We start from the raw sequence: 19729 nt of genomic DNA on the forward strand, positions 1-19729 counted from the left end.
CTACTCCGCTGCTCTGGGCGTTTCGCCCTTCTTGTTGTCTGCCGCAAGCGGCAGCTTCACCTCGAACACCGCCCCGCCAGCATCGCCGTTGCGGGCGGTCAGCCGCCCACCGAGGTCCTTCACGATCCCCGACGAAATCGCCAGCCCAAGGCCAGTGCCCTCGCCCGGCTTCTTCGTGGTCCAGAACGGCTCGAACAGCTTTTCGAGGTCGCTAAGCCCGGGGCCGTTATCCTCAACGACCAGCACCGCGGTTTCCGCCGCACTCATCCGCAGATCGATATGCGGATCGGCAACTGACTTGGTTGCGTCAAGCGCATTGCGCAAGAGGTTGATGATCACCTGCTCCAGCCTGATGCGATCGGCCAGCACCATCACCGGCTTGCGCGGCACCGAGCGCGAAATCTTTACCGTGCGCGCCCGAAGCTGCGGCTCCATCATCGCGAGCGCTGACGACAGTGCCGCGCGAAGATCAACCTCTTCAAATGCTTCTCCACCTTTCCTCGCGTAAGACTTGAGCTGCCGCGTGATCGCCCCCATGCGCTCGATCAGATCGTCAATGCGCTGAAAGGATGAAAGCGCCTCTTCCGGGCGGCTGCGCTGCAACAACAGCCGCGCCCCCGCCAGATAGGTCTTCATCGCCGCCAACGGCTGGTTCAGCTCGTGGCTTACCGCCGCACTCATCTCGCCCAATGCCGCAAGCTTCGAGGATTGCGCCAGCGTCTGCTCGGCCACCGCGAGATCCTTCTGCACCCGCTCGCGCTCGGCGATTTCGCGCAGCAGGCGCGCGTTCAGCACCCGAAGCTCGGCGGATTCGCGTCGGTACGCCGCCGTTTGCACCCGCGCCCGGCGCGACAGCAGATAGAACATCGCCGCCATCAATATGGCGAAGCCCATGATTTCAAGCGCCAGAACCGCATTCACCCGCTGGCGCACCGAATCGTAGCTGGTCAGCGAAACCATCCGCCAGCCGCGAAACGGCAGCCGCGCATCGGCGCGCATCACCGCGTCACCGCGCAGATAGGCATCCGGCGATGCCCCTGCCCAGTCGCTGGTCGCCTGCAAGGCGCGGCGCAACGCCGAAGGCGCTTGAGGGTCTTCCAGTGCCTCGGCAAGCGTCAGGCCGCGCCAGCGCGTCTCGGTCGAAAGGATGATGCGGCCCTCGCTGTTGGTCACCGCTACCGCATCGAGAATGCCCGACCAGCTGCGCTCGAACTTGGCGAGGTCGGTTTCGACCACGATCACGCCCACCGGGCGCGCATCTGCCAGCAGCACCCGCGAATAGAGAAACTCGGTCGCCCCGCCGGGCAGCGGAACGGCGCTGAAGACGGTATCGCGCGAGCGCAGTGCATCGACAAAAAACGGCGCGTTGGCATAGCTCGTGCCCAGAAGGTTGCGGTTGGTCGCCGCCACCGTGCGCCCGCTGCTGTCCAGAAGCCGGATCGACGCCGCCTCGATCTCGCGCCGCGCCGAAATCAGCCGCGCCGAGGTCAGCGAAAATTCGCCGCTTTGCAAGGCCCCAAGCAACGCCGGATCGCGGGCGAGAAGCAGCGGCACCACCGAAGTGCGCTGCAACTCCGACATCAGGTTGCCCGAGTAGAGCGCCAGCCGCAAATCGGCGCGCACCCGCGTGGTTTCGGTAAACCGCTCCGACAGCCAGGCGTTGGTTGCCCAGATCACCGCCGCCGCGGTGACCAGAATAAACGCAACCAGTACCCGCAGCACCAGCCCGCGCGACGGCAGGGCCTCGGGCTCGACCGGGGTGGTCAGATCGGGAATGGGCGGGCTCGAAGGCATGGCACAGCTTAAGCGAGCTTGGCCTTCGCCTCAAGGCAACTTGCTCAGACCGGTGCCGTCAGTGCCGCCAACGCGCGAAAGAACGCCGATCCGTCGCTGCCGCCCTGCACCGCCTCAACCGCGCGCTCGGGGTGCGGCATCATGCCAAGCACCCGCCGGTTGGCGCTGAGCACGCCGGCGATGTCGTCCATCGAGCCGTTCGGATTGTCGATATAGCGAAACGCCACCCGGTCCTCGCCCTGCAACCGCGCCAGGCCTTCGGCATCGATCGTATAGTTGCCATCGTGATGCGCCACCGGAAACACCACCTCGCTGCCTTTCGCATAGGCCGAGGTGAAGGCGCTGTCGGCTGTCGCCACCCGCAGCCGCACCGGCTTGCAGACAAAGCTCAGGCCCGCATTGCGCATCAAGGCTCCGGGCAGCAGCCGCATTTCGGTCAGAACCTGAAAGCCGTTGCAGATGCCAAGCACGAAACCGCCGCGCGCCGCATGCGCCGCAATCGCGCCCGCCACCGGGCTTTGCGCGGCAATCGCCCCGCAGCGCAGATAGTCACCATAGGAAAACCCGCCCGGAACACCGACAATATCGGTGCCCGCCGGAAGCGCCGTTTCCTTGTGCCAGACCCGCACCACCCGCGCCCCCGCAAGCTCGAACCCGCGCGCGAGGTCGCGGTCGCAGTTCGATCCCGGAAAGGTGATGACGGCTGCCAGCATCGCAAATCTCCTGTCACATCTTCAATGCACAAATACCCCGCGGGGGGTGCGGGGGGCGCGAAGCCCCCCGGCTTCGCTCAGATGATCTCGACGTCGTATTTTTCGATCACGGTATTGGCGAGCAGCCTCTCGCACATTGCCCGCACCTCGGCCTCGGCCACGGCGCGGTCGGTTGCCGCCAGATCAAGGTCGATCACCTTGCCCTGCCGGACCCCTTCCACCCCGGCAAAGCCGAGCGTCGCCAGCGCATGGCGCACCGCCGCGCCCTGCGGGTCGAGCACGCCATCCTTCAGCATCACATGCACGCGCGCCTTCATGCCCGCCCCCTTCAGTTGATCAGTGTCGGCTTTGCCATCGCGGTGGCGTTGGTGGGCAGCACCCCCAGACGCCGCGCGACCTCGGTATAGGCATCGGTCAGGCTGCCCAGATCGCGGCGGAACACATCCTTGTCGAGCTTCTGCCCGGTTTTCACATCCCAGAGGCGGCAACTGTCGGGGCTGATCTCGTCGGCCACGATCAGCCGCATGAAATCGCCATCCCAGACCCTGCCGATCTCGATCTTGAAATCGATGAGCTTGATGCCGACCGCATAGAACACGCCCGAAAGGAAGTCGTTCACCCGAAGCGCCAGCGCCACGATATCGTCAAGGTCCTGCTGGTTGGCCCAGCCGAAGGCGACAATGTATTCCTCGCTCACCATCGGATCGCCCAGCGCGTCATTCTTGTAGCTGTATTCGACAACCGGGCGCGGCAGCGCCAGACCCTCTTCCAGCCCAAGCCGCTTGGCAATCGACCCGGCGGCGAAATTGCGCACGATCACCTCAAGCGGAATGATCTCGACCTGCCGGATCAGCTGCTCGCGCATGTTGAGCGTGCGGATGAAATGCGTCGGCACCCCGACATTGCCAAGCCCGGTCATGAAATATTCGCTGAGCCGGTTGTTCAGCACCCCCTTGCCCTCGAACACCGCCTTTTTCTGCGCGTTGAAGGCGGTGGCGTCATCCTTGAAATACTGGATCAGCGTGCCCGGCTCGGGGCCTTCATAGAGGATCTTGGCCTTGCCTTCGTAAATCTTCTTGCGCCGAGGTGCCATGTAGTCTCCGTTCGCTGCAACGCCCCGCGGGGGCGGGGCGCTGCTGCGCGCCCCATTGGCGCCGCTATAGGCCAAGGCAGCGCATCCCGCAAGGCAAAGGGCCGCGGCCGATGCAGCAGCCGGGGCTTGCAGCGCGCCCCGCGCGCGGGCATATGAGGATTAACGACAACCTTATGAAGCGGGGGCCGCCATGACCACCTTCGACGACCGCGAAAACGCCTTTGAAGCCAAGTTCGCACTGGATGCGCAGATGCAATTCCGGGCCGAAGCCCGCCGCAACAAGCTGCTCGGCCTCTGGGCGGCTGGTTTGATGGGCAAATCCGAGACCGAGGCCGCCGCCTACGCCAAGGAAGTCATCGCCGCCGATTTCGAGGAAGCGGGCGATGAGGATGTCTACCGCAAGCTCGCGGGCGACCTTGGGGCACTGGCCGACGAAGCCACGATCCGCGCCAAGATGGAGGAACTGAAGGCGGTTGCCAAAAAGCAGATCGTCGACGAGATCTGAACCCCACCGCAACGGCCGCCAGCGGCCCATGCACCGGCCTCATGTTCATTCTGAGCACTTGGAAATTGCCAAGCCGTGCCCGCCGTGGCATGGCTCTGGCCGAGGTTTCGCGGCACCCCGCCGCGCCACCGCAAAGGATGAAAGGCCTCCGATGAGCGACGCGCTTTCCCGGCTTCTGGCAGCCCGTGACTGGCTGATGGCCGATGGTGCCACCGGCACCAACCTGTTCAACATGGGCCTTGCCTCGGGCGAGGCACCCGAGCTTTGGAACGCCGATCAGCCGGAAAAGATCCGCGCGCTCTACCGCTCGGCGGTCGATGCAGGCTCCGATATCTTCCTCACCAACTCGTTTGGCGGTAACGCCAGCCGCCTCAAGCTGCACAGCGCGCAAACCCGGGTGCACGAGCTCAACCGCCGCGCCGCAGCGCTTGGCCGCGAGGTCGCCGATGCGGCGGGCCGCCCGGTGGTGGTGGCAGGCTCGATCGGCCCCACCGGCGACATCTTCGCGCCGATGGGCACCCTCACCCACCCGCTTGCGGTCGAGATGTTCCACGAACAGGCCGAGGGGCTGAAGGCGGGCGGGGCCGATGTGCTCTGGGTCGAAACCATTTCCGCGCCCGAGGAATTCAAGGCGGCGGCCGAGGCCGCGCTGCTCGCAAACATGCCCTGGTGCGGCACCATGAGCTTTGATACCGCCGGGCGCACGATGATGGGCGTCACCTCGGCGCAACTGGCGGCGCTGGTGGAAAAACTGCCGAATCCGCCGATCGCCTTCGGCGCGAATTGCGGCGTCGGCGCAAGCGATTTGATGCGCACCATTCTCGGCTTTGTCGCGGCGGGCAGCGAGCGGCCGATCATCGCCAAGGGCAATGCCGGCATTCCGAAATATCACGACGGCCATATCCACTATGACGGCACCCCCGCGCTGATGGCCGAATACGCCGTGCTGGCGCGCGATGCCGGGGCGCGCATCATTGGCGGATGCTGCGGCACCATGCCCGAACATCTCAAGGCCATGCGCGCGGCACTTGAAACCCGCCCGCGCGGACCGCGCCCGACCGTCGAGGAAATCGCCGCGCATCTGGGGGGGTTTTCCTCGGCCTCGGACGGCACCGGCGATGATGACGGCCCGACCCGCGAGCGGCGGGGCCGACGGCGCGGCTGAGAGGGCGGCGGCCTCCGGCGGGGATATTTTGCCTGAAGCAGTTGCAGGCGCGCGTCGGTCCCTGCCCCGCCGATGTCGCAAACTGCCAAGTGGCGCGGGGCCTTTGGCGCAATACCGATACGAACGAGCGCGAGGAGTGCCAGCATGGCCGATGACGACATCATCCTTTCCGAACTGAGCGACGACGATCTTGTGCTGCAAATGCACGACGACCTTTATGACGGGCTCCGGGAAGAGATCGAGGAGGGCGTCGAGATTCTGCTTGGCCGCGGCTGGACCCCTTACGATGTGCTGACCAAGGCACTTGTCGCGGGCATGACCATTGTCGGTGCCGATTTCCGTGATGGCATATTGTTCGTGCCCGAAGTGCTGCTTGCCGCCAATGCGATGAAGGGCGGAATGGCGATTTTGAAGCCGCTGCTCATCGCCACCGGCGCGCCGCGGATGGGCAAGATGGTGATCGGCACGGTGAAAGGCGACATCCACGACATCGGCAAGAATCTGGTGGCGATGATGATGGAGGGCGCGGGTTTCGAGGTGGTCGATCTGGGGATCAACAACGCGGTCGAGAAATACCTTGAGGCGCTGGAGCGCGAGGGGGCGGATATTCTTGGCATGTCGGCGCTTTTGACCACCACCATGCCCTACATGAAGGTCGTGATCGACACGATGAAGGAAAAGGGCATGCGCGAAAACTACATCGTGCTGGTCGGTGGCGCGCCCTTGAACGAAGAGTTCGGCCGAGCCATCGGGGCCGATGCCTATTGCCGCGATGCCGCCGTGGCGGTGGAAACCGCAAAAAGCTTCATCGCGCGCAAACACAATGCCTTGAACGCCTGAACTGGCGCAGGCGCGGGTGCGAAATCTGCTTTCCCTCGCGGCGCGCAAGCACCATATTGGCGGTATCGGAGGTCTGCCATGCCCCTGCCCCATTTCCTGATGCTTCTCGTCGTCGTCATCGCGGCCGCTGCGGCAACGCTTTGGGTCGCCTCGTCTGCCGGGGTGCCGCTGGCGGCGCTGGCGCTGGCCGCGGTGGTGGGTGCCGCGCTGATCCGGCTCTTGGCACGGGTCGAATGACGCTTTCCGATGCGGCGCTGACCGAAGCGGGGCTTGCGCCCACCCGCAAGGGGCGGGTTCTGCTGATCGCCTGCGGCGCGTTGGCGCGCGAGATACTGGCGCTGAAGGCAGCGAATGGCTGGGATCACCTCGACCTCACCTGCCTGCCCGCCAATCTCCACCTCTGGCCCGAGCGCATCACCGAGGCCGTCACCGCCGCAGTGACTGAGCACCGCGATGCCTACGCGCGCCTCTTTGTGGTCTATGCCGATTGCGGCACTGGCGGCCTGCTCGCCGCGCGCTGCGCGGAACTGGGGGTGGAAATGGTCGCGGGGCCGCATTGCTACGCCTTCTACGAAGGTGTGGATGCTTTCGCCGCCCATGCCGAGGCCGAATTCACCGCCTTCTACCTCACCGATTTTCTGGTGCGCCAGTTTGATGCCTTTGTCTGGCAGCCGCTTGGCCTCGACCGCCACCCGGAACTGCGCGACAGCTACTTTGGCAATTATGACCGGCTGATCTATCAGGCGCAGACCGATGACCCGGCGCTCGATGCCCTTGCCCGCGCGGCAGCGGCACGGCTTGGCCTTCGCTACGAGCGCCGATTTACCGGCTATGGCGACCTTGCTCCGGCGCTCGCCCGGCTTTGAAACTGCTTCAGGCCCAATATCCCCGCCGGAGGCACTTCAGGCTTCCAGCTCGGCGTCCCAGTAGAGAAAATCGAGCCAGCTGTCGTGCAGGTGCCCGGGCGGAAAACGGCGACCCATGGCGTTCATGTGTTCGGCATCGGGCGCGCGCGGGGCGTGGCGCAGGTTCATCCCGGCCTGGCGCAGCGACTTGTTGGCCTTGCGCAGGTTGCAAGGCGCGCAGGCGGCCACGACGTTTTCCCAACTCGTCACCCCGCCACGTGAGCGCGGCACCACATGGTCGAAGGTGAGATCGCTTGGCGCGCCGCAATACTGGCAGCGAAACTCATCCCGCAGGAAAAGGTTGAAGCGGGTGAAAGCAACGCTTTTTTGCGGCTTCACATAGTCTTTCAGCACCACCACCGAAGGTATCCGCAGCGCAAGACGCTGGCTGCGCACCTCGGCGTCATATTCCGCCAGAATCGTCACCCGGTCGGCAAACACCGCCTTCACCGCCTCCTGCCACGGCCAGAGCGACAGCGGGTAATAGCTCAGCGGGCGAAAATCGGCATTCAGCACCAGCGCTGGAAACTGCTTCAGCGCTGACGGCTCGCGCACGAAGCCGGCACGGAAATCATCGGCCCTATGGTGCTCTGCAAGGTCCTTCATCGCTCCTGCCTGACCCGACACCCGAGGCATGACCCGCCCCGAGCGCACTATATCTTGCGGTTGCGCGAGGGCAAGCGGCAACCCGTCGCCAGCAACAGACTACGCGGCTTTCGTGACACGAAGGTGACCGCCACGCCGCTAGCGCAGCCTTTCGCGCAAGAACGCCAGTGCCACGCTCAGACCGTCGGGCGCAATGCCGTGGCCGGTGCCGCGCATGACATGGGCATAGGTGTCGAACCCGGCCGAAACCAGCGCGTCACCTGCGCGGCCCATTTCGGCGAAATCGACCATCGGGTCCGCGTCGCCGTGAATGAGAAGCACCGGCGGTTTCACCCGCGCCTCGGCAGCCAGCCGCTCGGGGCGCAGGAGGCGGCCCGAGAAAGCAACCACTCCAGCCAGAGCTTCTGCGCGGCGCGGGGCCACATGCAGCGCCATCATCGAGCCTTGCGAAAACCCGACAAGCGCGACTTTTGAAGGGTTTATAGCCGTTTCCTCAAGCAAGGCATCAAGAAAAGCCTGCAAGTCGTTGGCAGAACCTGATAACCCCGCCTCAGACTCCGCTTCTGACGAGCCGTCGAGCCGCGGGATCGGGAACCATTGCCGCCCGAACGGGTTTCCGGCGCAGGGTTCGGGGGCGTCGGGGGCAACAAAAAGCGTGTCGGGCAGATGCTGCGCCAGCGGTTCGGCGAGACCCAGAAGATCGGCACCGTCGGCACCATAGCCGTGCAGAAACACCACCGCCGAGCCTGTCTTGCCCGATGCTGGCGCGCGCCTTCCGGCTTGCAGAACCCGTGTCATCCCACCCCCTCGCGACGTTTTGCCTGCGCGTAATAGGCCCAGAGCAGCCGCGCCGCAACCGCCCGCCACGGGGCCCAGGGTGCGGCCAAGGCGGCGAGTGGCTTTGGTCGCGGCCGGTCGGGCAGATCGAACAGAAGCCGCGCCGCCTCGGCCAGCGCCAGATCGTCGGGGGCGAACACATCCGCCCGCCCGAGCGCGAACATCAGATACATCTCGGCGGTCCAGCGCCCGATGCCGGGCAGTGCCACCAGTGTTGCAACCACCGCTTCATTCGGCATCTCGCGCAGTATTGGATATTCAAGCCGCGCCTGGGCGAGGGCGCTCAGGTAGCGGATTTTCTGCCGCGACAGGCCGCAGCCGCGCAATGCCGCCTCACCTGCCGCCGCAACCGCATCCTCCTGGCCGAAGCCTGCCGCATCAAGGCGGGCACGGATGGCACGCGCCGAGGCAACGGAGACCTGCTGCCCGATGATCGAATCGCGCAGGGCCAGAAAGCCGTCGGGCACCCGGCGCAGCGGCAAGGGTCCGATCAGCGGCAATGCGCGCGCAAAGGCCGCCTCGCGCGCTGCAAGCTCTGCGGCGGCGGCGGCCAATTGCGCATCAGTGGTCAGGATCACCCCGGGCATGGGGCCAGTCTGGCGCATCAAGAGAACCGCCGCCAGCCCCCTTTCCCTTTCCGATCCGCCGCGCTAGGCGTTGCGGATGACCGAATCCCACCTGCTCATCACCGATTCCCAGGCCCGCCGCAACGTCGTGGTGCTGGTGCTGGCGCAGGCGCTGCTCGGCTCGCAAATGTCGATGATCTTCATTGTCGGCGGCCTTGCCGGGCAACAGCTTGCGCCCAACCCTTGCTGGGCAACGCTGCCGTTGTCGCTGATCATTCTCGGCTCGCTGCTGACCGCGCAACCGCTCAGCGCCTTCATGCAGCGCCACGGTCGGCGCGCGGGGTTCATGCTCGCCACTCTGGCGGGGGCCATAGGGGCCGGGCTTGCGGCGCGGGCGCTTTACATCCATTCCTTCGGGCTCTTCATGCTCGGCAGCTTTCTTTCAGGCATCTACATGTCGGCGCAGGGCTTTTATCGCTTTGCCGCAACCGACGGGGTGCGCAAGGAGTTTCAGCCCAAGGCGATTTCCTATGTGATGGGCGGCGGTCTGGCGGCGGCGCTGATCGGGCCGCAACTGGCCAAGGCCACGTCAGAGGCACATGTGGTGCCATTCATGGCCACCTATCTTGCCATCGTTCTGCTCAACCTGCTCGGGCCGCTGCTGTTCACCTTCCTGCACAGCCCCGAGAGCCATCGCGTCGCCAAGGGCACCGCAACGCTGGGCCGGTCGCGGCGCGAGCTGTTGCGCGACCCGGTGATTGCGGTAGCGATCATCTGCGGCATGGTCGCCTATGCGCTGATGAATCTGGTGATGACATCGACCCCGCTCGCGGTGCTCGGCTGCGGCTACAATCAGGGCAATGCCGCCGACATCGTCTCCGCGCATGTGCTGGCAATGTACCTGCCCGCCTTCTTCACCGGCCATCTGATCGCGCGGTTCGGGGCGCGGCTGATCGTCGGGCTGGGGCTGGTGATTCTTGCCGCTTCCGGCGCGGTGGCGCTGAGCGGCATCGAGCTTGAACGGTTCTTCATCGCGTTGGCGCTGCTTGGCGTCGGCTGGAACTTCGGCTTCATCGGTGCCACTGCCATGCTCACCTCGGCGTACCAGCCCGAAGAGCGCGGGCGGGTGCAGGGGATCAATGATTTCATCGTGTTCGGCGGCGTTTTTGTGGCCTCGCTGTCATCGGGCAGCCTGATGAACTGCACCGCCTCGGGCAATGCCGAGGCGGGCTGGCAGGCGGTCAACATGGCGATGCTGCCGTTTCTCGTGCTCGCGGGTGGCGCGCTCATCTGGCTTGTGCTGCGCCCGCGCGAGGCGCGCTGAAGGCCGGGGGCGCTGCCCCCGGACCCCCGGGGTATTTGGACGAAGGAGAAGCGCCAAGCGCGCGTGCCGCAAGGCGCACGGCGGGGCCGGTGCTCAGTGATCGCGGATCGCGCGAATGCGGTTGGCGAGTGCCAGGGTGGAGGCGTCCTTTCCGCCCCCTGCATCTGTTCCGGCCAGGACCGGGGCCAGTGCCAGTGCCAGCTCCTTGCCCAGTTCCACCCCCCATTGGTCGAAACTGTTGATCCCCAGAATCACCCCTTCGCAGAACACCCGGTGTTCATAAAGCGCCAGGATACCGCCGAGCACATGCGGCGTCAGCCGCGGATAGAGCAGCGTCGTCGAGGGCCGGTTACCGGGAAACACCCGATGCCGCGCCTGCCGGTCGCATTCGACACCGGAAAGCCCGCTGGCCTGCATCAGCTGCGTCGCTTCGGCAAGGCTGCGCCCGCGCATCAGCGCCTCGGACTGCGCCAGGCAGTTGGCGACAAGCAGAAGGTGCTGATGGTCAAGCTCCGGCTCGTGGCCCTCGGCGGCCAGCAGAAACTCGCAAGGCACAATGCGGGTGCCCTGGTGGAGCAGCTGGAAGAAGGCATGCTGGCCGTTGGTGCCGGGCTCGCCCCAGACAATCGGGCCGGAATGGCGCGGCAGATCGCTGCCGTCCATGGCCACGCGCTTGCCGTTACTCTCCATCTCCAGCTGTTGCAGGTAGGCGGGCAGGCGGCTCAGCCGCTGTTCATAGGGCAGCACCGCGCGGGTGGCGTAGCCGCAGATCTGGTTGTGCCAGACCCCCACCAGCGCCAGCAGCACCGGCAGGTTGCGCGCCAGCGGGGCAGCGCGGAAATGCGCATCCATTTCGGCCGCCCCGGCCAGAAACGCCTCGAAATGCGCCGGGCCGATGGCAAGCATCAGTGGCAGCCCGACCGGACCCCAGACCGAATAGCGACCGCCAACCCAATCGGCAAAACCGAAAACCCGCTCTGGCGCGATGCCGAATGCGGCGGTGCGGACAAGATCGCTGGAGACGGCGGCAAATTGCGCCGCAGGGTCTGCCACCTTTGCCGCCATCCACGCCCGCGCGGCGGCGGCATTGGTCATGGTCTCAATGGTGGTGAAGGTTTTCGAGGCGACAATGACCAGCGTGGTTTCGGGGTCAAGCGGCCTGAGCACGTCCGCCACCTGCGCGCCATCGACGTTGGAGACGAAATGGCAGCGCGGCCCGGTGTGATAGGGAGCAAGCGCCAGCGTGGCCATTGCCGGGCCAAGGTCGGAGCCGCCAATGCCGATATTCACCACATCGGTGATCACCCCGCCCTGGCCACGAAACCGGCCTTCGCGCAGATCGCGGGCAAAGGTCACAAGGCGCGCGTGGGTGGCGCGGGTTTCGGCAAGCACCTCTTGCCCTGCCACCACCAGCCGCCCCTGCATGTTGCGCAAGGCGGTGTGCAGCACGGCGCGACCCTCGGTTTCATTGATCGCGGCCCCGGTGAACATCGCCTTGCGTCGTGCCTCGACCCCGGCAGTTTCGGCAAGCAAGAGCAGCAGCGCCCGCGCCTCGGCATCGATCCCGGTCTTGGAATAATCGAGGAGGAAATCGCAGGCCTCGATCGAAAAGCCGCTGGCGCGCGCCGGGTCATCGAACAGCGCCAGCAAAGGGCGCGAAGCGGTGGCGGCGTGGTGGCGGGCAAGGTCGTTCCAGATGTTCATTCATTCAGCCCAATGGATGGTAGCGTGGGAAAGCAGGGCGCTGATCGGTGCCTCGGCCGGTGGCAGCGTCTCGGCGCGCAGGATCGCGGCGCGCTTGGCGGTGCCGGTGATCAGAACATGGGTGTTCAGCGCGCCTGCGAGCACCGGCGCGGTCAGGGTGATCCGCGGCTCGGGCAGGCCGGGGGCGCGCAGCGCCATCAGCACCGGCGCATCGGGTGCCAGCGCCTCGGCCAGCCGGTCGGCACCGGGAAAGAGGCTGGCGGTGTGCATGTCGTCGCCCATGCCGAGCAGCAGCACGGTGATCGGCAGATGCGGTGCGATGCCTTCGGCCAGCGCCGCCAGCGCCGCTTCGGGTTCGGCCGTGTCGGCGCGCATCGGCAGCAGCCGCGCGGCAGCGGCACGCCCGCGCATCAGCCGCGCCCTGAGTTGCCGGGTATTCGAGCGCTTGGAGCTTTCCGGCACCCAGCGTTCATCGCCCAGAAACACCGCGATATTTGCCCAGTCGAGATCGACCCCCGACAGCAGATCGAACACCGGCCCCGGTGTGCTGCCGCCGGGCACACAGAGCGAGGCGCGGCCAGCGCTGCGCAGGCCCTGCGCCAGCTCTGCCGCGATCCGGTCGGCAAGCGCCAACGCCATCATCTCGCGGTCGGGATAGTCGCACCAGATCATTCGCGGATCTCGCGCCAGCGGCGGGCATCGCGGTGCATCAGCATCAGCGCGTCTTCCGGCCCCGAAGACCCCGCATCATAGCGTTGCGGGCGCGCCTTTGTCGCCTCCCAGCCGGCGATGATCGGGTCGGTCCAGGCCCAGGCCGCCTCGACCTCGTCGCCGCGCATGAACAATGTCTGATTGCCGCGGATCACATCCATGATCAGCCGCTCATAGGCGTCGGGCATATCGGCCCCCTCCTCGCCCAGCGCGTCGGCAAACGACATATCCAGCGGCACCTGCACCAGGCGCATGCCGCCCGGCCCCGGTTCCTTGATCATCATCTTCAGGTTCATGCCCTCATTCGGTTGCAGCCGGATCACCAGCATGTTCTCGCGCCAGCCGGTATCGTCGTCGAAGATCGAATGCGGCGGCTCCTTGAACACCACGGCAATTTCCGAGGTGCGGGCGCGCAGTTTCTTGCCGGTCCGCAGATAGAAGGGCGTGCCCTTCCAGCGCCAGTTGGCGACGTGGCAGCGCAGCGCAATGTAGCTTTCCGTCCGGCTTGCCGGATTCTCGGCATCGTCCACATAGGATTTGCCCCTGGCATCGACATATTGGCCACGCACGATGTCTTCGCTGGTCAGCGGGTCGAGCGCGCGGATCACCTTGAGCTTTTCGTCGCGCACCGCATCGGGGTCGAAGTGGTAGGGCGGCTCCATGGCGATCAGGCACAAAAGCTGCATCAGGTGATTTTGCACCATGTCGCGCATCGCGCCGGATTTGTCATAATAGGCCCCGCGCCCGCCAACGCCCACGGTCTCGGCCACGGTGATCTGCACATGGTCGACGAATTGCGCGTTCCAGAGCGGCTCGAACAGGATATTGGCAAAGCGCACCGCCATCAGGTTCTGCACGGTTTCCTTGCCGAGGTAATGGTCGATCCGGTAGATCTGGCGCTCGTCAAAATGCGCGGCCAGCGTGCCGTTGAGCGCCCGCGCCGAAGCAAGGTCGCGGCCAAAGGGCTTTTCCACCACGATGCGCGCTTCGCTGTTGGCGATCTCGTGCTTGTGCAGCCGCTCGGCCAGCGCGCCGAACAGCGTCGGGGCGACCGAGAAATAGAAGGCCTGCACCCGGTCAGGGCGCACCAGTGCCTTCAGTTGTGCCCAGCCTTCCTCGCCGGTCGCATCGATCGCCACATAGCGCACGCAGCGCAGAAACCGCGCAATCTGCGCCGGGTCGCGTTTGGCCGGGTCAACGAATTCGGCAATCGCCGCCTCGATCTGGGCGCGAAACTGGTCATCGCTGAGCGAGGCGCGGGCGGCACCTATAAGGCAGGCCTCATCCGGAATCTGGCCGCCCAGAAAGCGGCGGTAGAGGCCGGGCAATATCTTGCGCCGCGCCAGATCCCCGGTGGCACCAAAGATCACAAGGTCAAAGGGATCAACCGGAATGACGCGCGAGACCATGCGCAGGCTCCTTGCAGTTAGCGCTAACGCGGGCCTTGTAGCGCCCCGGCAACGGGAAGTCTAGCATCGCCGGGCGGGCTGGGCCAGAGCGCGCATTACCCCGCCAGTGCCTTGCCAAGGCGCGGCAATCCGGCGCGTTTCAGCAGCGGGCGAAGCGGTTGCGGGCTGCCCAATGCGGTTTCGGCACGGGCGCGCACCGCATCAGCTACTGCGGCAACTTCGGCGGGATGATGCGACCAAAGCTCCCACAAAAACCCGTCGGGGTCGCGCCGGGCGATACCCTCGGCGGCAAGTGCTGCGCGCGGAAAGTCGGCGCGGTTGAGCGTCACAATGGCGTCGGCGCCGCCCGCGATGGCGGTGGCAAGCACATGGATGTCATTTTCATCCGGCAAGTGCAGCCTTGCCTCCAGCCCCGCGCGCCGGGGCACGCCTGCCGCCGGAAACGCCGCCTTCAACGCCGCGATCTCGCCGCGTGCAAAGGCTTCCTCGACCGGCCCGAGCTTTACCGTGGCGCGCGCCCATTCCTCCAGTATCCGCGCGGACCAGAGCGGCTGATAAAGTCCCGCTGCCGCCGCCCCAAGCAGCATTTCGCGCAGGACCGTGGGGTAGAGCACGCAGGCATCAAGCACCGCGCGCATCAGTCGAGCCGGAAGAACAGCGCCTTGAGATAGGCGCTTTCGGCCAGTTGCGGCAGCATCGGGTGGTCCGGCCCGGCACCGCCGGTAAAGATCAGCTGCCCGCGCCGCCCGGCGCGGCCTATGCCGCGCGCGCAAGCGCTGCGAAACGCCGCGAGGTCCGCCGCATGCGAGCACGAACAAAGCCCGAGGTAGCCGCCCGGTGCCACCAGTTTCGCCGCCAGCAGCGCCACCCGTTCATAGGCGCGCAAGCCCGCGACCAGCGCCGGTTTGGCAGGGGCAAAGGCCGGCGGGTCGCAGACCACGAGGTCAAATGCTGCGCCCTCTGCGGCAAGCGCCTCCATCGCGGCAAAGGCATCGCCCTGCCGGGTGGCAAGGCTCGCACCCTGCCCCATTGCCGCGGCACCCTCGGCGGCCAGTGCCAGCGCCGGGGCCGAAGCATCCACCGCCAGCGCCGATGTTGCCCCTGCGGCGAGGCAGGCAAGCGCGAAGCCGCCGACATGGGAAAACACATCCAGCACCCGACCGCCGCCTGCAAGCCGCGCGGCAAAGGCATGGTTCGGGCGCTGGTCATAGTAGAGCCCGGTTTTCTGCCCGCCCATGAGGTCGGCCATATAGACCGCGCCATTCATTGCCACCGGCACCGGCCCGGCCAGTGTGCCGACAAGCAGCAGCGTCTCCTCGGCCAGCCCTTCCAGCCCACGCGCCCGCCCCGAGCCGTTCTTGACGATCGTCGCAACCCCGGTCACCTCTGCCAGCGCCGCCGCAAGTGCCGCCAGATGCGCCTCGGCCCAGGCAGCGTTGGGCTGAATCACTGCAGCATCGCCGAAACGGTCAATGATGACACCGGGAAGCCCGTCAGCCTCGGCATGGATCAGCCGGTAGAACGGCGCATCAAAAAGCCGCTGGCGCAGCGCCAGCGCCCGCGCCAGCCGCGCCGCAAACCAGGCCCGGTCGATCACCGCCGCCGGATCGCGGTCGAGCATGCGCGCGATGATCCGCGACTGGGTGTTGACCGTGACCAGGCCAAGCTCATGCCGTTCGGCGTCTTCCAGCACCGCCAGCGCGCCGGGGGCAAGCCCTTGCGTGCGCCGGTCGGTCACCAACTCGTCGGCATAGACCCAGGGAAAGCCATGGCGGATGGCGCGCGCCTCGGCCTTTGGGCGCAACCGCACCACCGGGTGCGCGCGGGTCGGGGGATCGGTGTCGGGGCTCATCTGGGCAGGCTTTCGCAAGGGTCCGCCCCGCTCTAACCGCATCACGCGGGATTTGAAAGCGGCCGCCGCCTATTTGCCCAGACGGCGCGCTAGGCGCACCGCCTGCCGCGCGCGCTTGGCGGTCTGGCGCGCGGCGCGCGCCTGCGCCTGATCCTCGGGCGTCATCTCTGCCTCGGGCTTGCCGCGCCGTGCCGCCACCTCAATGCCCTTGTTGATGCCAAGGTTCACCGCGCGCCGCCCGAAAAGCCGCATCACCCGGCCCAGTATCTGCTCAATGCTCATCGGCTTCCTCCTCGAACATGTCGGCCTGCCCCGCATCCTCGCCCGGTTCCATCTCACCCGGCCCGGCAAGATCGGGTGCGGGGCGGTTGTCAAGCAACCCGGCGGCGCGCAATTCCTTCAGCCCCGGCAGATCGCGCGCGCTTTCCAGCCCGAAATGGTCCAGAAACCCCTGCGTCACGACAAAGGTGACGGGTCGCCCCGGCGTCATCCGGCGGCGGCCAAAGCGCACCCAATCCAGCTCCAGCAACTGCTCCACGGTGCCGCGGCTGACCGCAACACCGCGAATTTCCTCGATCTCGGCGCGGGTAACCGGCTGGTGATAGGCGATGATCGACAAGGTCTCGATTGCGGCGCGGCTTAGTTTGCGGGTTTCGGTGGTCTCGCGCTGCAACAGAAAGCCAAGGTCGGGTGCGGTGCGAAACGCCCAGGCCTCGCCCACCGGCACCAGCACCACCCCGCGCCCAAGGTAGCGCCGTCTGAGCCCGTCAAGCGCCGTCGCGGCATCGCAGCCCTCGGGCAACCGCGCCTGCAACTCGGTCAGCGGCAGGGGCACCGCCGAGGCGAAAAGCATGGCCTCCAGCATCCGTTCCTGTTCCGGCAAGGTCGGGGCGGCGAAAAGCGGCGGGGTTGCATTCATGATCTGTGCCTTATCGACAACGGAGCAAAGGTTTCGGACTGGCGCAGCTCGCAATGCCCCTGCCGCGCCAGTTCCAGCACTGCGGCGAAAGTGGCGGCGGTGGCAGACCTGCGGCGGGCTGCATCGGCACGCCAGCCTTCGGGCAGAAAGCTTGCAAGATCGGTCCACTCACCGGCAAAGCCGATCAAGCCGCGCATCCGCTCCAGCGCCTGTTCCATGGTCCAGATGTTCTGCCGGTCGTAGGAAAAAGGGCGAAACTCGTCACGGGTGCGGATCCGCGCATAGGCCTGCATCAGATCGAGCAAGGTCGCCGTGTAGCGCAAACGACGGATCAGCGCCGGGCCTTCGACCTCGCCGCGCGCAAAGAAATCCTGCCCGAGCCGCGCGCGCGCCATCAGCCGCGCCGCCGCCTCGCGCATTGCCGCCAGCCGCTCAAGCTGAAATGCCAGATGTGCGGCCATGTCTTCGGCGCTCGGACCACTGTCCGAAGGGTCCGGCGGCAACAGCAGCCGCGATTTGAGAAACGCAAGCCAGGCCGCCATCACCAGATAATCCGCCGCAAGCTCAATCCGCAGCGCCTTGGCCTGATCGACAAAGGCAAGGTATTGCTCGGCCAGTGCCAGCACCGAAATCCGGCGCAGATCAACCCGCTGGCTGCGCGACAGCGCCAGCAGCAGATCAAGCGGCCCCTCGAAGCCATCGACATCGACAATCAGCGCTTCACCGGCCAGCCGGTCGGCGACGCTGGGCGTATCGGTTTCGAAATCGGCATCAGGCATCGGGCGGGCCTTGCAAAACTGCCCCAAGTTCCGCCGCGAGGGCGCGGCTGTCAATGGGTTCGGGGCGGCGGCGGCAGGCAAGCGCTGCGGCGGCGCGGGCCTCGGCAGCGGGGCAAAGCGCCCCGGCGGCGGTAACCACCGCCTCCATCTCGGCCCGCTTGCCGTTGCAATGCAGCACCACATCGCAGCCCGCCGCCAACGCCGCCGCGCTGCGCCCGGAAAGCCCGCCCGAAAGCGCCTGCATCGAAATGTCGTCGGTCATCAGCAGGCCTCGAAATCCGATCGCCTCGCGGATCAACCCGATGATCGGGGCCGAAAGCGTCGCCGGGGCGTCGGCAAGCGCCGGGTAGCGCACATGCGCGGTCATCGCCATCGGCAGATCTGCAAGCGCGCGGAACGGGGCAAAATCCTCGGCACCAAGCGTTGCAGCATCCTCGGCCACCACTGGCAGCGCAAGGTGGCTGTCAACCTCGGCGCGGCCGTGCCCGGGCAGGTGCTTGAGCACCGGCAACACCCCGCCCGCCAGCAGCCCCTTTGCCGCGGCGCGGGCATTGGCGGCAACCTCGGCTGCCGATTGGCCAAGGCAGCGCGGGCGCAAAAACGGGTGGGTGCGCGGCCCGGCAATATCGGCTGAGGGCGCACAATTCGCATCAATGCCAAGCGCTGCAAGCTCGGCCGCAATCAGCCTGTAGCGCAGCCAGAAACTTCGCGGCCCGGCCGCCCCGGCCCGCGCGGCCTGCGCAAGCGGGTCAAGCCAGGCGCGCCAGTGCGGCGCGCCAAGCCGCGCCACCCGCCCGCCTTCCTGATCGATCAGCACCGGGGCCTCGCGCCCGACGCTTTCGCGCAGATCGGCCACCAGCCGCGCCAGTTGCCAGGGGTCGGCGACATTGCGGCCAAAGAGGATGAAACCCCAGGGGTCTGCATCGCGAAAGAACGCCGCTTCTTCCGCCCCCAGCCAAAGCCCCTCGCAGCCAAGAATGGCGGCGCTTGCGGGCATCAGAAAACCTGTGCGGGAATGCAGTTGGTCTGTTCCGCCGCCAGCGCCGCGCAGAACTGGCGCGCCTCGTCGGCATTGCCAAACCCCGCCACGCGCAGCCGGTAGAACACCCGGCCACCGCTTTCGGCGCTCTGGATCACCCGCTGCTTGCCGGCAATCAACGCTTCGAACCGCGCCGCAACCCGGTCCCATTCGGCGCGGGCAAGCTCAGGCGAGGCAAAGGCCCCAAGCTGCACCAGCCGCATTCCGGGCACCAATGCCTCGGGCGCAAGATCTAGCGCGCTGGCCGCCGATGCCAGCAGCAACCGCGCCGGGCGCGCCGCGGGCTTGGGTGAGCGCACCACGCCCGGCACCGATTCGGGCACCAGATCGGCGCGCGCGGTCGCGGCCACCGCCGTGCCCGAGCCCAGCGGCCCGGCATGGGCCGCGGGCGTCAGCGCCGCGCCATAGGCCATCGCTTCGGCAAGCGCCAGAATCACCGCATCCGGTTCCTCGCCGGGTGCAAGCGGCAACCCCGGCGCGCCCGCCTCGGGCAGGGCGGCAAACCGGTCAAGCTGCGGCGCAGCTGTTGCGGCCGCCGGAGCCACGGCCGCCGGGGCCGGGGCGGTACCCGCGGCCAATGGTGCCAGTGCCGCCATCGGTGCATCGGTTGCTTCAAGCTCGATCGGGCGTGGCGCCAGCACCACCTGTTCAGGCATGGCGCGCGCGGTGCCGCTTGCCGCCACCGCAGTTACCGAAAGCCCGACATGGCGCGCCAGCTCGCCGCCCGGATCAGCGGGCGCAATCCGCGCCGGGCCTTCGAGCGCGCGGATCACCGGCACCCCCGCCACATCGCGCACCGCCAGACGGTAGCCCCAGACCGCGAGCCCGCCGACAAGCGCCAGCGAGACCAGAACCGCGGCAGTGTTGAAGAGCCCCTCGACCAGCGCGGTCGCGGGCAAGGCCTCGGGCGGCTCATCGCCAAAACCCGCATCACCGCTATCGCGGAGGGGAATGCTCGCCATGCCTGC

Annotated in this window: 23 protein-coding genes; 6 read left to right on the top strand and 17 right to left on the bottom strand. The window is 66.8% G+C overall.

Annotated features, from left to right (window positions below; all coding sequences use genetic code 11):
* From Q8J98_RS06140 to purC, 4 genes are all read right to left on the bottom strand, one after another.
* The gene (locus tag Q8J98_RS06140; RefSeq protein ID WP_305293594.1) at positions 1-1794 is read right to left on the bottom strand and encodes a sensor histidine kinase; all 1794 of its coding nucleotides are present in this window, start codon (positions 1792-1794) and stop codon (positions 1-3) included.
* A gap of 44 nt (positions 1795-1838) precedes the next feature.
* The gene (gene purQ / locus Q8J98_RS06145) at positions 1839-2507 is read right to left on the bottom strand and encodes a phosphoribosylformylglycinamidine synthase subunit PurQ (RefSeq protein WP_305293595.1); all 669 of its coding nucleotides are present in this window, start codon (positions 2505-2507) and stop codon (positions 1839-1841) included.
* A 77-nt stretch (positions 2508-2584) separates the two neighbouring features.
* Complete coding sequence (gene purS / locus Q8J98_RS06150; protein ID WP_305293596.1) at positions 2585-2824, bottom strand: phosphoribosylformylglycinamidine synthase subunit PurS; 240 nt, start codon at positions 2822-2824, stop codon at positions 2585-2587.
* Positions 2825-2835: 11 nt separating this feature from the next.
* On the bottom strand, positions 2836-3600 hold the full coding sequence (gene purC, locus Q8J98_RS06155) for a phosphoribosylaminoimidazolesuccinocarboxamide synthase (RefSeq protein WP_305183330.1): 765 nt from the start codon (positions 3598-3600) through the stop codon (positions 2836-2838).
* Between the two features lie 190 nt (positions 3601-3790).
* Between purC and Q8J98_RS06160 the strand changes: the two genes are divergently transcribed.
* The 5 genes from Q8J98_RS06160 to Q8J98_RS06180 all read left to right on the top strand — a co-directional run bounded on the left by Q8J98_RS06160 (position 3791) and on the right by Q8J98_RS06180 (position 6976).
* Positions 3791-4105, top strand: a complete 315-nt coding sequence (locus Q8J98_RS06160) for a DUF1476 domain-containing protein (protein ID WP_305293597.1) — start codon at positions 3791-3793, stop codon at positions 4103-4105.
* Positions 4106-4256: 151 nt separating this feature from the next.
* A complete protein-coding gene (bmt, locus tag Q8J98_RS06165) occupies positions 4257-5270 on the top strand; it encodes a betaine--homocysteine S-methyltransferase (RefSeq protein WP_305293598.1) in 1014 nt (337 codons plus the stop codon).
* 144 nt (positions 5271-5414) lie between these two features.
* A complete protein-coding gene (locus Q8J98_RS06170; RefSeq protein ID WP_305183333.1) occupies positions 5415-6110 on the top strand; it encodes a B12-binding domain-containing protein in 696 nt (231 codons plus the stop codon).
* A gap of 78 nt (positions 6111-6188) precedes the next feature.
* Positions 6189-6347: a hypothetical protein gene (locus Q8J98_RS06175; RefSeq protein ID WP_305183334.1), complete on the top strand. Its 159-nt coding sequence runs from the start codon at positions 6189-6191 to the stop codon at positions 6345-6347.
* The gene (locus Q8J98_RS06180; protein WP_305293599.1) at positions 6344-6976 is read left to right on the top strand and encodes a DUF1638 domain-containing protein; all 633 of its coding nucleotides are present in this window, start codon (positions 6344-6346) and stop codon (positions 6974-6976) included. The genes Q8J98_RS06175 and Q8J98_RS06180 overlap by 4 nt, the downstream gene beginning before the upstream one ends.
* A gap of 36 nt (positions 6977-7012) precedes the next feature.
* On the opposite strand, the gene Q8J98_RS06185 is transcribed toward Q8J98_RS06180, so the two are convergent.
* The 3 genes from Q8J98_RS06185 to Q8J98_RS06195 form a co-directional block, all read right to left on the bottom strand.
* On the bottom strand, positions 7013-7621 hold the full coding sequence (locus Q8J98_RS06185) for an HNH endonuclease (protein WP_305183336.1): 609 nt from the start codon (positions 7619-7621) through the stop codon (positions 7013-7015).
* 138 nt (positions 7622-7759) lie between these two features.
* A complete protein-coding gene (locus Q8J98_RS06190) occupies positions 7760-8419 on the bottom strand; it encodes an alpha/beta hydrolase (RefSeq protein WP_305293600.1) in 660 nt (219 codons plus the stop codon).
* Positions 8416-9045, bottom strand: coding sequence for a DNA-3-methyladenine glycosylase (locus Q8J98_RS06195; protein WP_305293601.1), 630 nt, complete (start codon positions 9043-9045; stop codon positions 8416-8418). The genes Q8J98_RS06190 and Q8J98_RS06195 overlap by 4 nt, the downstream gene beginning before the upstream one ends.
* A 76-nt stretch (positions 9046-9121) precedes the next feature.
* Here Q8J98_RS06195 and Q8J98_RS06200 point away from each other — a divergent pair, with 76 nt between their 5' ends.
* On the top strand, positions 9122-10348 hold the full coding sequence (locus Q8J98_RS06200) for an MFS transporter (RefSeq protein ID WP_305293602.1): 1227 nt from the start codon (positions 9122-9124) through the stop codon (positions 10346-10348).
* Between the two features lie 93 nt (positions 10349-10441).
* Here the strand turns inward: Q8J98_RS06200 and pgi are convergent, their stop codons facing one another.
* From pgi to Q8J98_RS06250, 10 genes are all read right to left on the bottom strand, one after another.
* Positions 10442-12052: a glucose-6-phosphate isomerase gene (gene pgi, locus Q8J98_RS06205; protein WP_305293603.1), complete on the bottom strand. Its 1611-nt coding sequence runs from the start codon at positions 12050-12052 to the stop codon at positions 10442-10444.
* Positions 12053-12724: a 6-phosphogluconolactonase gene (pgl, locus tag Q8J98_RS06210; protein WP_305293604.1), complete on the bottom strand. Its 672-nt coding sequence runs from the start codon at positions 12722-12724 to the stop codon at positions 12053-12055.
* Positions 12721-14172 carry a glucose-6-phosphate dehydrogenase gene (gene zwf, locus Q8J98_RS06215; protein ID WP_305293605.1) on the bottom strand — a complete coding sequence of 484 codons (1452 nt, stop codon included), beginning with the start codon at positions 14170-14172 and terminating at the stop codon, positions 12721-12723. The genes pgl and zwf overlap by 4 nt, the downstream gene beginning before the upstream one ends.
* Before the next feature lie 95 nt (positions 14173-14267).
* Positions 14268-14810, bottom strand: a complete 543-nt coding sequence (locus Q8J98_RS06220; protein ID WP_305293606.1) for an RSP_2648 family PIN domain-containing protein — start codon at positions 14808-14810, stop codon at positions 14268-14270.
* Positions 14810-16024 carry an RSP_2647 family RNA methyltransferase gene (locus Q8J98_RS06225; protein ID WP_305293607.1) on the bottom strand — a complete coding sequence of 405 codons (1215 nt, stop codon included), beginning with the start codon at positions 16022-16024 and terminating at the stop codon, positions 14810-14812. The genes Q8J98_RS06220 and Q8J98_RS06225 overlap by 1 nt, the downstream gene beginning before the upstream one ends.
* A gap of 69 nt (positions 16025-16093) precedes the next feature.
* Positions 16094-16306 carry a hypothetical protein gene (locus Q8J98_RS06230; protein ID WP_305293608.1) on the bottom strand — a complete coding sequence of 71 codons (213 nt, stop codon included), beginning with the start codon at positions 16304-16306 and terminating at the stop codon, positions 16094-16096.
* Positions 16296-16943 carry an SMC-Scp complex subunit ScpB gene (locus Q8J98_RS06235; protein WP_305293609.1) on the bottom strand — a complete coding sequence of 216 codons (648 nt, stop codon included), beginning with the start codon at positions 16941-16943 and terminating at the stop codon, positions 16296-16298. The genes Q8J98_RS06230 and Q8J98_RS06235 overlap by 11 nt, the downstream gene beginning before the upstream one ends.
* A complete protein-coding gene (locus tag Q8J98_RS06240) occupies positions 16940-17722 on the bottom strand; it encodes a ScpA family protein (RefSeq protein WP_305183347.1) in 783 nt (260 codons plus the stop codon). Before Q8J98_RS06240 ends, Q8J98_RS06235 begins: the two co-directional genes overlap by 4 nt.
* Positions 17715-18719, bottom strand: coding sequence for a glycoside hydrolase family 3 N-terminal domain-containing protein (locus Q8J98_RS06245; RefSeq protein ID WP_305293610.1), 1005 nt, complete (start codon positions 18717-18719; stop codon positions 17715-17717). Before Q8J98_RS06245 ends, Q8J98_RS06240 begins: the two co-directional genes overlap by 8 nt.
* The gene (locus tag Q8J98_RS06250; protein WP_305293611.1) at positions 18719-19723 is read right to left on the bottom strand and encodes an SPOR domain-containing protein; all 1005 of its coding nucleotides are present in this window, start codon (positions 19721-19723) and stop codon (positions 18719-18721) included. Before Q8J98_RS06250 ends, Q8J98_RS06245 begins: the two co-directional genes overlap by 1 nt.
* Positions 19724-19729 lie beyond the last annotated feature (6 nt).

The sequence above is a fragment of the Phaeovulum sp. genome (genome assembly GCF_030684035.1).
Classification (GTDB): Bacteria; Pseudomonadota; Alphaproteobacteria; order Rhodobacterales; family Rhodobacteraceae; genus UBA6213.

What these genes read in the sequence shown, in the direction of transcription:
- Q8J98_RS06245 (WP_305293610.1), bottom strand. Translation starts at nt 18,719, where the DNA reads ATGCCCGCAAGCGCCGCCATTCTTGGCTGCGAGGGGCTTTGGCTGGGG.
- Q8J98_RS06220 (WP_305293606.1), bottom strand. Translation starts at nt 14,810, where the DNA reads ATGCGCGCGGTGCTTGATGCCTGCGTGCTCTACCCCACGGTCCTGCGC.
- Q8J98_RS06160 (WP_305293597.1), top strand. Translation starts at nt 3,791, where the DNA reads ATGACCACCTTCGACGACCGCGAAAACGCCTTTGAAGCCAAGTTCGCA.
- Q8J98_RS06200 (WP_305293602.1), top strand. Translation starts at nt 9,122, where the DNA reads ATGACCGAATCCCACCTGCTCATCACCGATTCCCAGGCCCGCCGCAAC.
- Q8J98_RS06235 (WP_305293609.1), bottom strand. Translation starts at nt 16,943, where the DNA reads ATGAATGCAACCCCGCCGCTTTTCGCCGCCCCGACCTTGCCGGAACAG.
- pgi (WP_305293603.1), bottom strand. Translation starts at nt 12,052, where the DNA reads ATGAACATCTGGAACGACCTTGCCCGCCACCACGCCGCCACCGCTTCG.
- Q8J98_RS06250 (WP_305293611.1), bottom strand. Translation starts at nt 19,723, where the DNA reads ATGGCGAGCATTCCCCTCCGCGATAGCGGTGATGCGGGTTTTGGCGAT.
- Q8J98_RS06190 (WP_305293600.1), bottom strand. Translation starts at nt 8,419, where the DNA reads ATGACACGGGTTCTGCAAGCCGGAAGGCGCGCGCCAGCATCGGGCAAG.
- Q8J98_RS06140 (WP_305293594.1), bottom strand. Translation starts at nt 1,794, where the DNA reads ATGCCTTCGAGCCCGCCCATTCCCGATCTGACCACCCCGGTCGAGCCC.
- Q8J98_RS06225 (WP_305293607.1), bottom strand. Translation starts at nt 16,024, where the DNA reads ATGAGCCCCGACACCGATCCCCCGACCCGCGCGCACCCGGTGGTGCGG.
- Q8J98_RS06185 (WP_305183336.1), bottom strand. Translation starts at nt 7,621, where the DNA reads ATGAAGGACCTTGCAGAGCACCATAGGGCCGATGATTTCCGTGCCGGC.
- purC (WP_305183330.1), bottom strand. Translation starts at nt 3,600, where the DNA reads ATGGCACCTCGGCGCAAGAAGATTTACGAAGGCAAGGCCAAGATCCTC.
- Q8J98_RS06230 (WP_305293608.1), bottom strand. Translation starts at nt 16,306, where the DNA reads ATGAGCATTGAGCAGATACTGGGCCGGGTGATGCGGCTTTTCGGGCGG.
- Q8J98_RS06170 (WP_305183333.1), top strand. Translation starts at nt 5,415, where the DNA reads ATGGCCGATGACGACATCATCCTTTCCGAACTGAGCGACGACGATCTT.
- purS (WP_305293596.1), bottom strand. Translation starts at nt 2,824, where the DNA reads ATGAAGGCGCGCGTGCATGTGATGCTGAAGGATGGCGTGCTCGACCCG.
- Q8J98_RS06195 (WP_305293601.1), bottom strand. Translation starts at nt 9,045, where the DNA reads ATGCCCGGGGTGATCCTGACCACTGATGCGCAATTGGCCGCCGCCGCC.
- Q8J98_RS06240 (WP_305183347.1), bottom strand. Translation starts at nt 17,722, where the DNA reads ATGCCTGATGCCGATTTCGAAACCGATACGCCCAGCGTCGCCGACCGG.
- purQ (WP_305293595.1), bottom strand. Translation starts at nt 2,507, where the DNA reads ATGCTGGCAGCCGTCATCACCTTTCCGGGATCGAACTGCGACCGCGAC.
- bmt (WP_305293598.1), top strand. Translation starts at nt 4,257, where the DNA reads ATGAGCGACGCGCTTTCCCGGCTTCTGGCAGCCCGTGACTGGCTGATG.
- pgl (WP_305293604.1), bottom strand. Translation starts at nt 12,724, where the DNA reads ATGATCTGGTGCGACTATCCCGACCGCGAGATGATGGCGTTGGCGCTT.
- Q8J98_RS06180 (WP_305293599.1), top strand. Translation starts at nt 6,344, where the DNA reads ATGACGCTTTCCGATGCGGCGCTGACCGAAGCGGGGCTTGCGCCCACC.
- Q8J98_RS06175 (WP_305183334.1), top strand. Translation starts at nt 6,189, where the DNA reads ATGCCCCTGCCCCATTTCCTGATGCTTCTCGTCGTCGTCATCGCGGCC.
- zwf (WP_305293605.1), bottom strand. Translation starts at nt 14,172, where the DNA reads ATGGTCTCGCGCGTCATTCCGGTTGATCCCTTTGACCTTGTGATCTTT.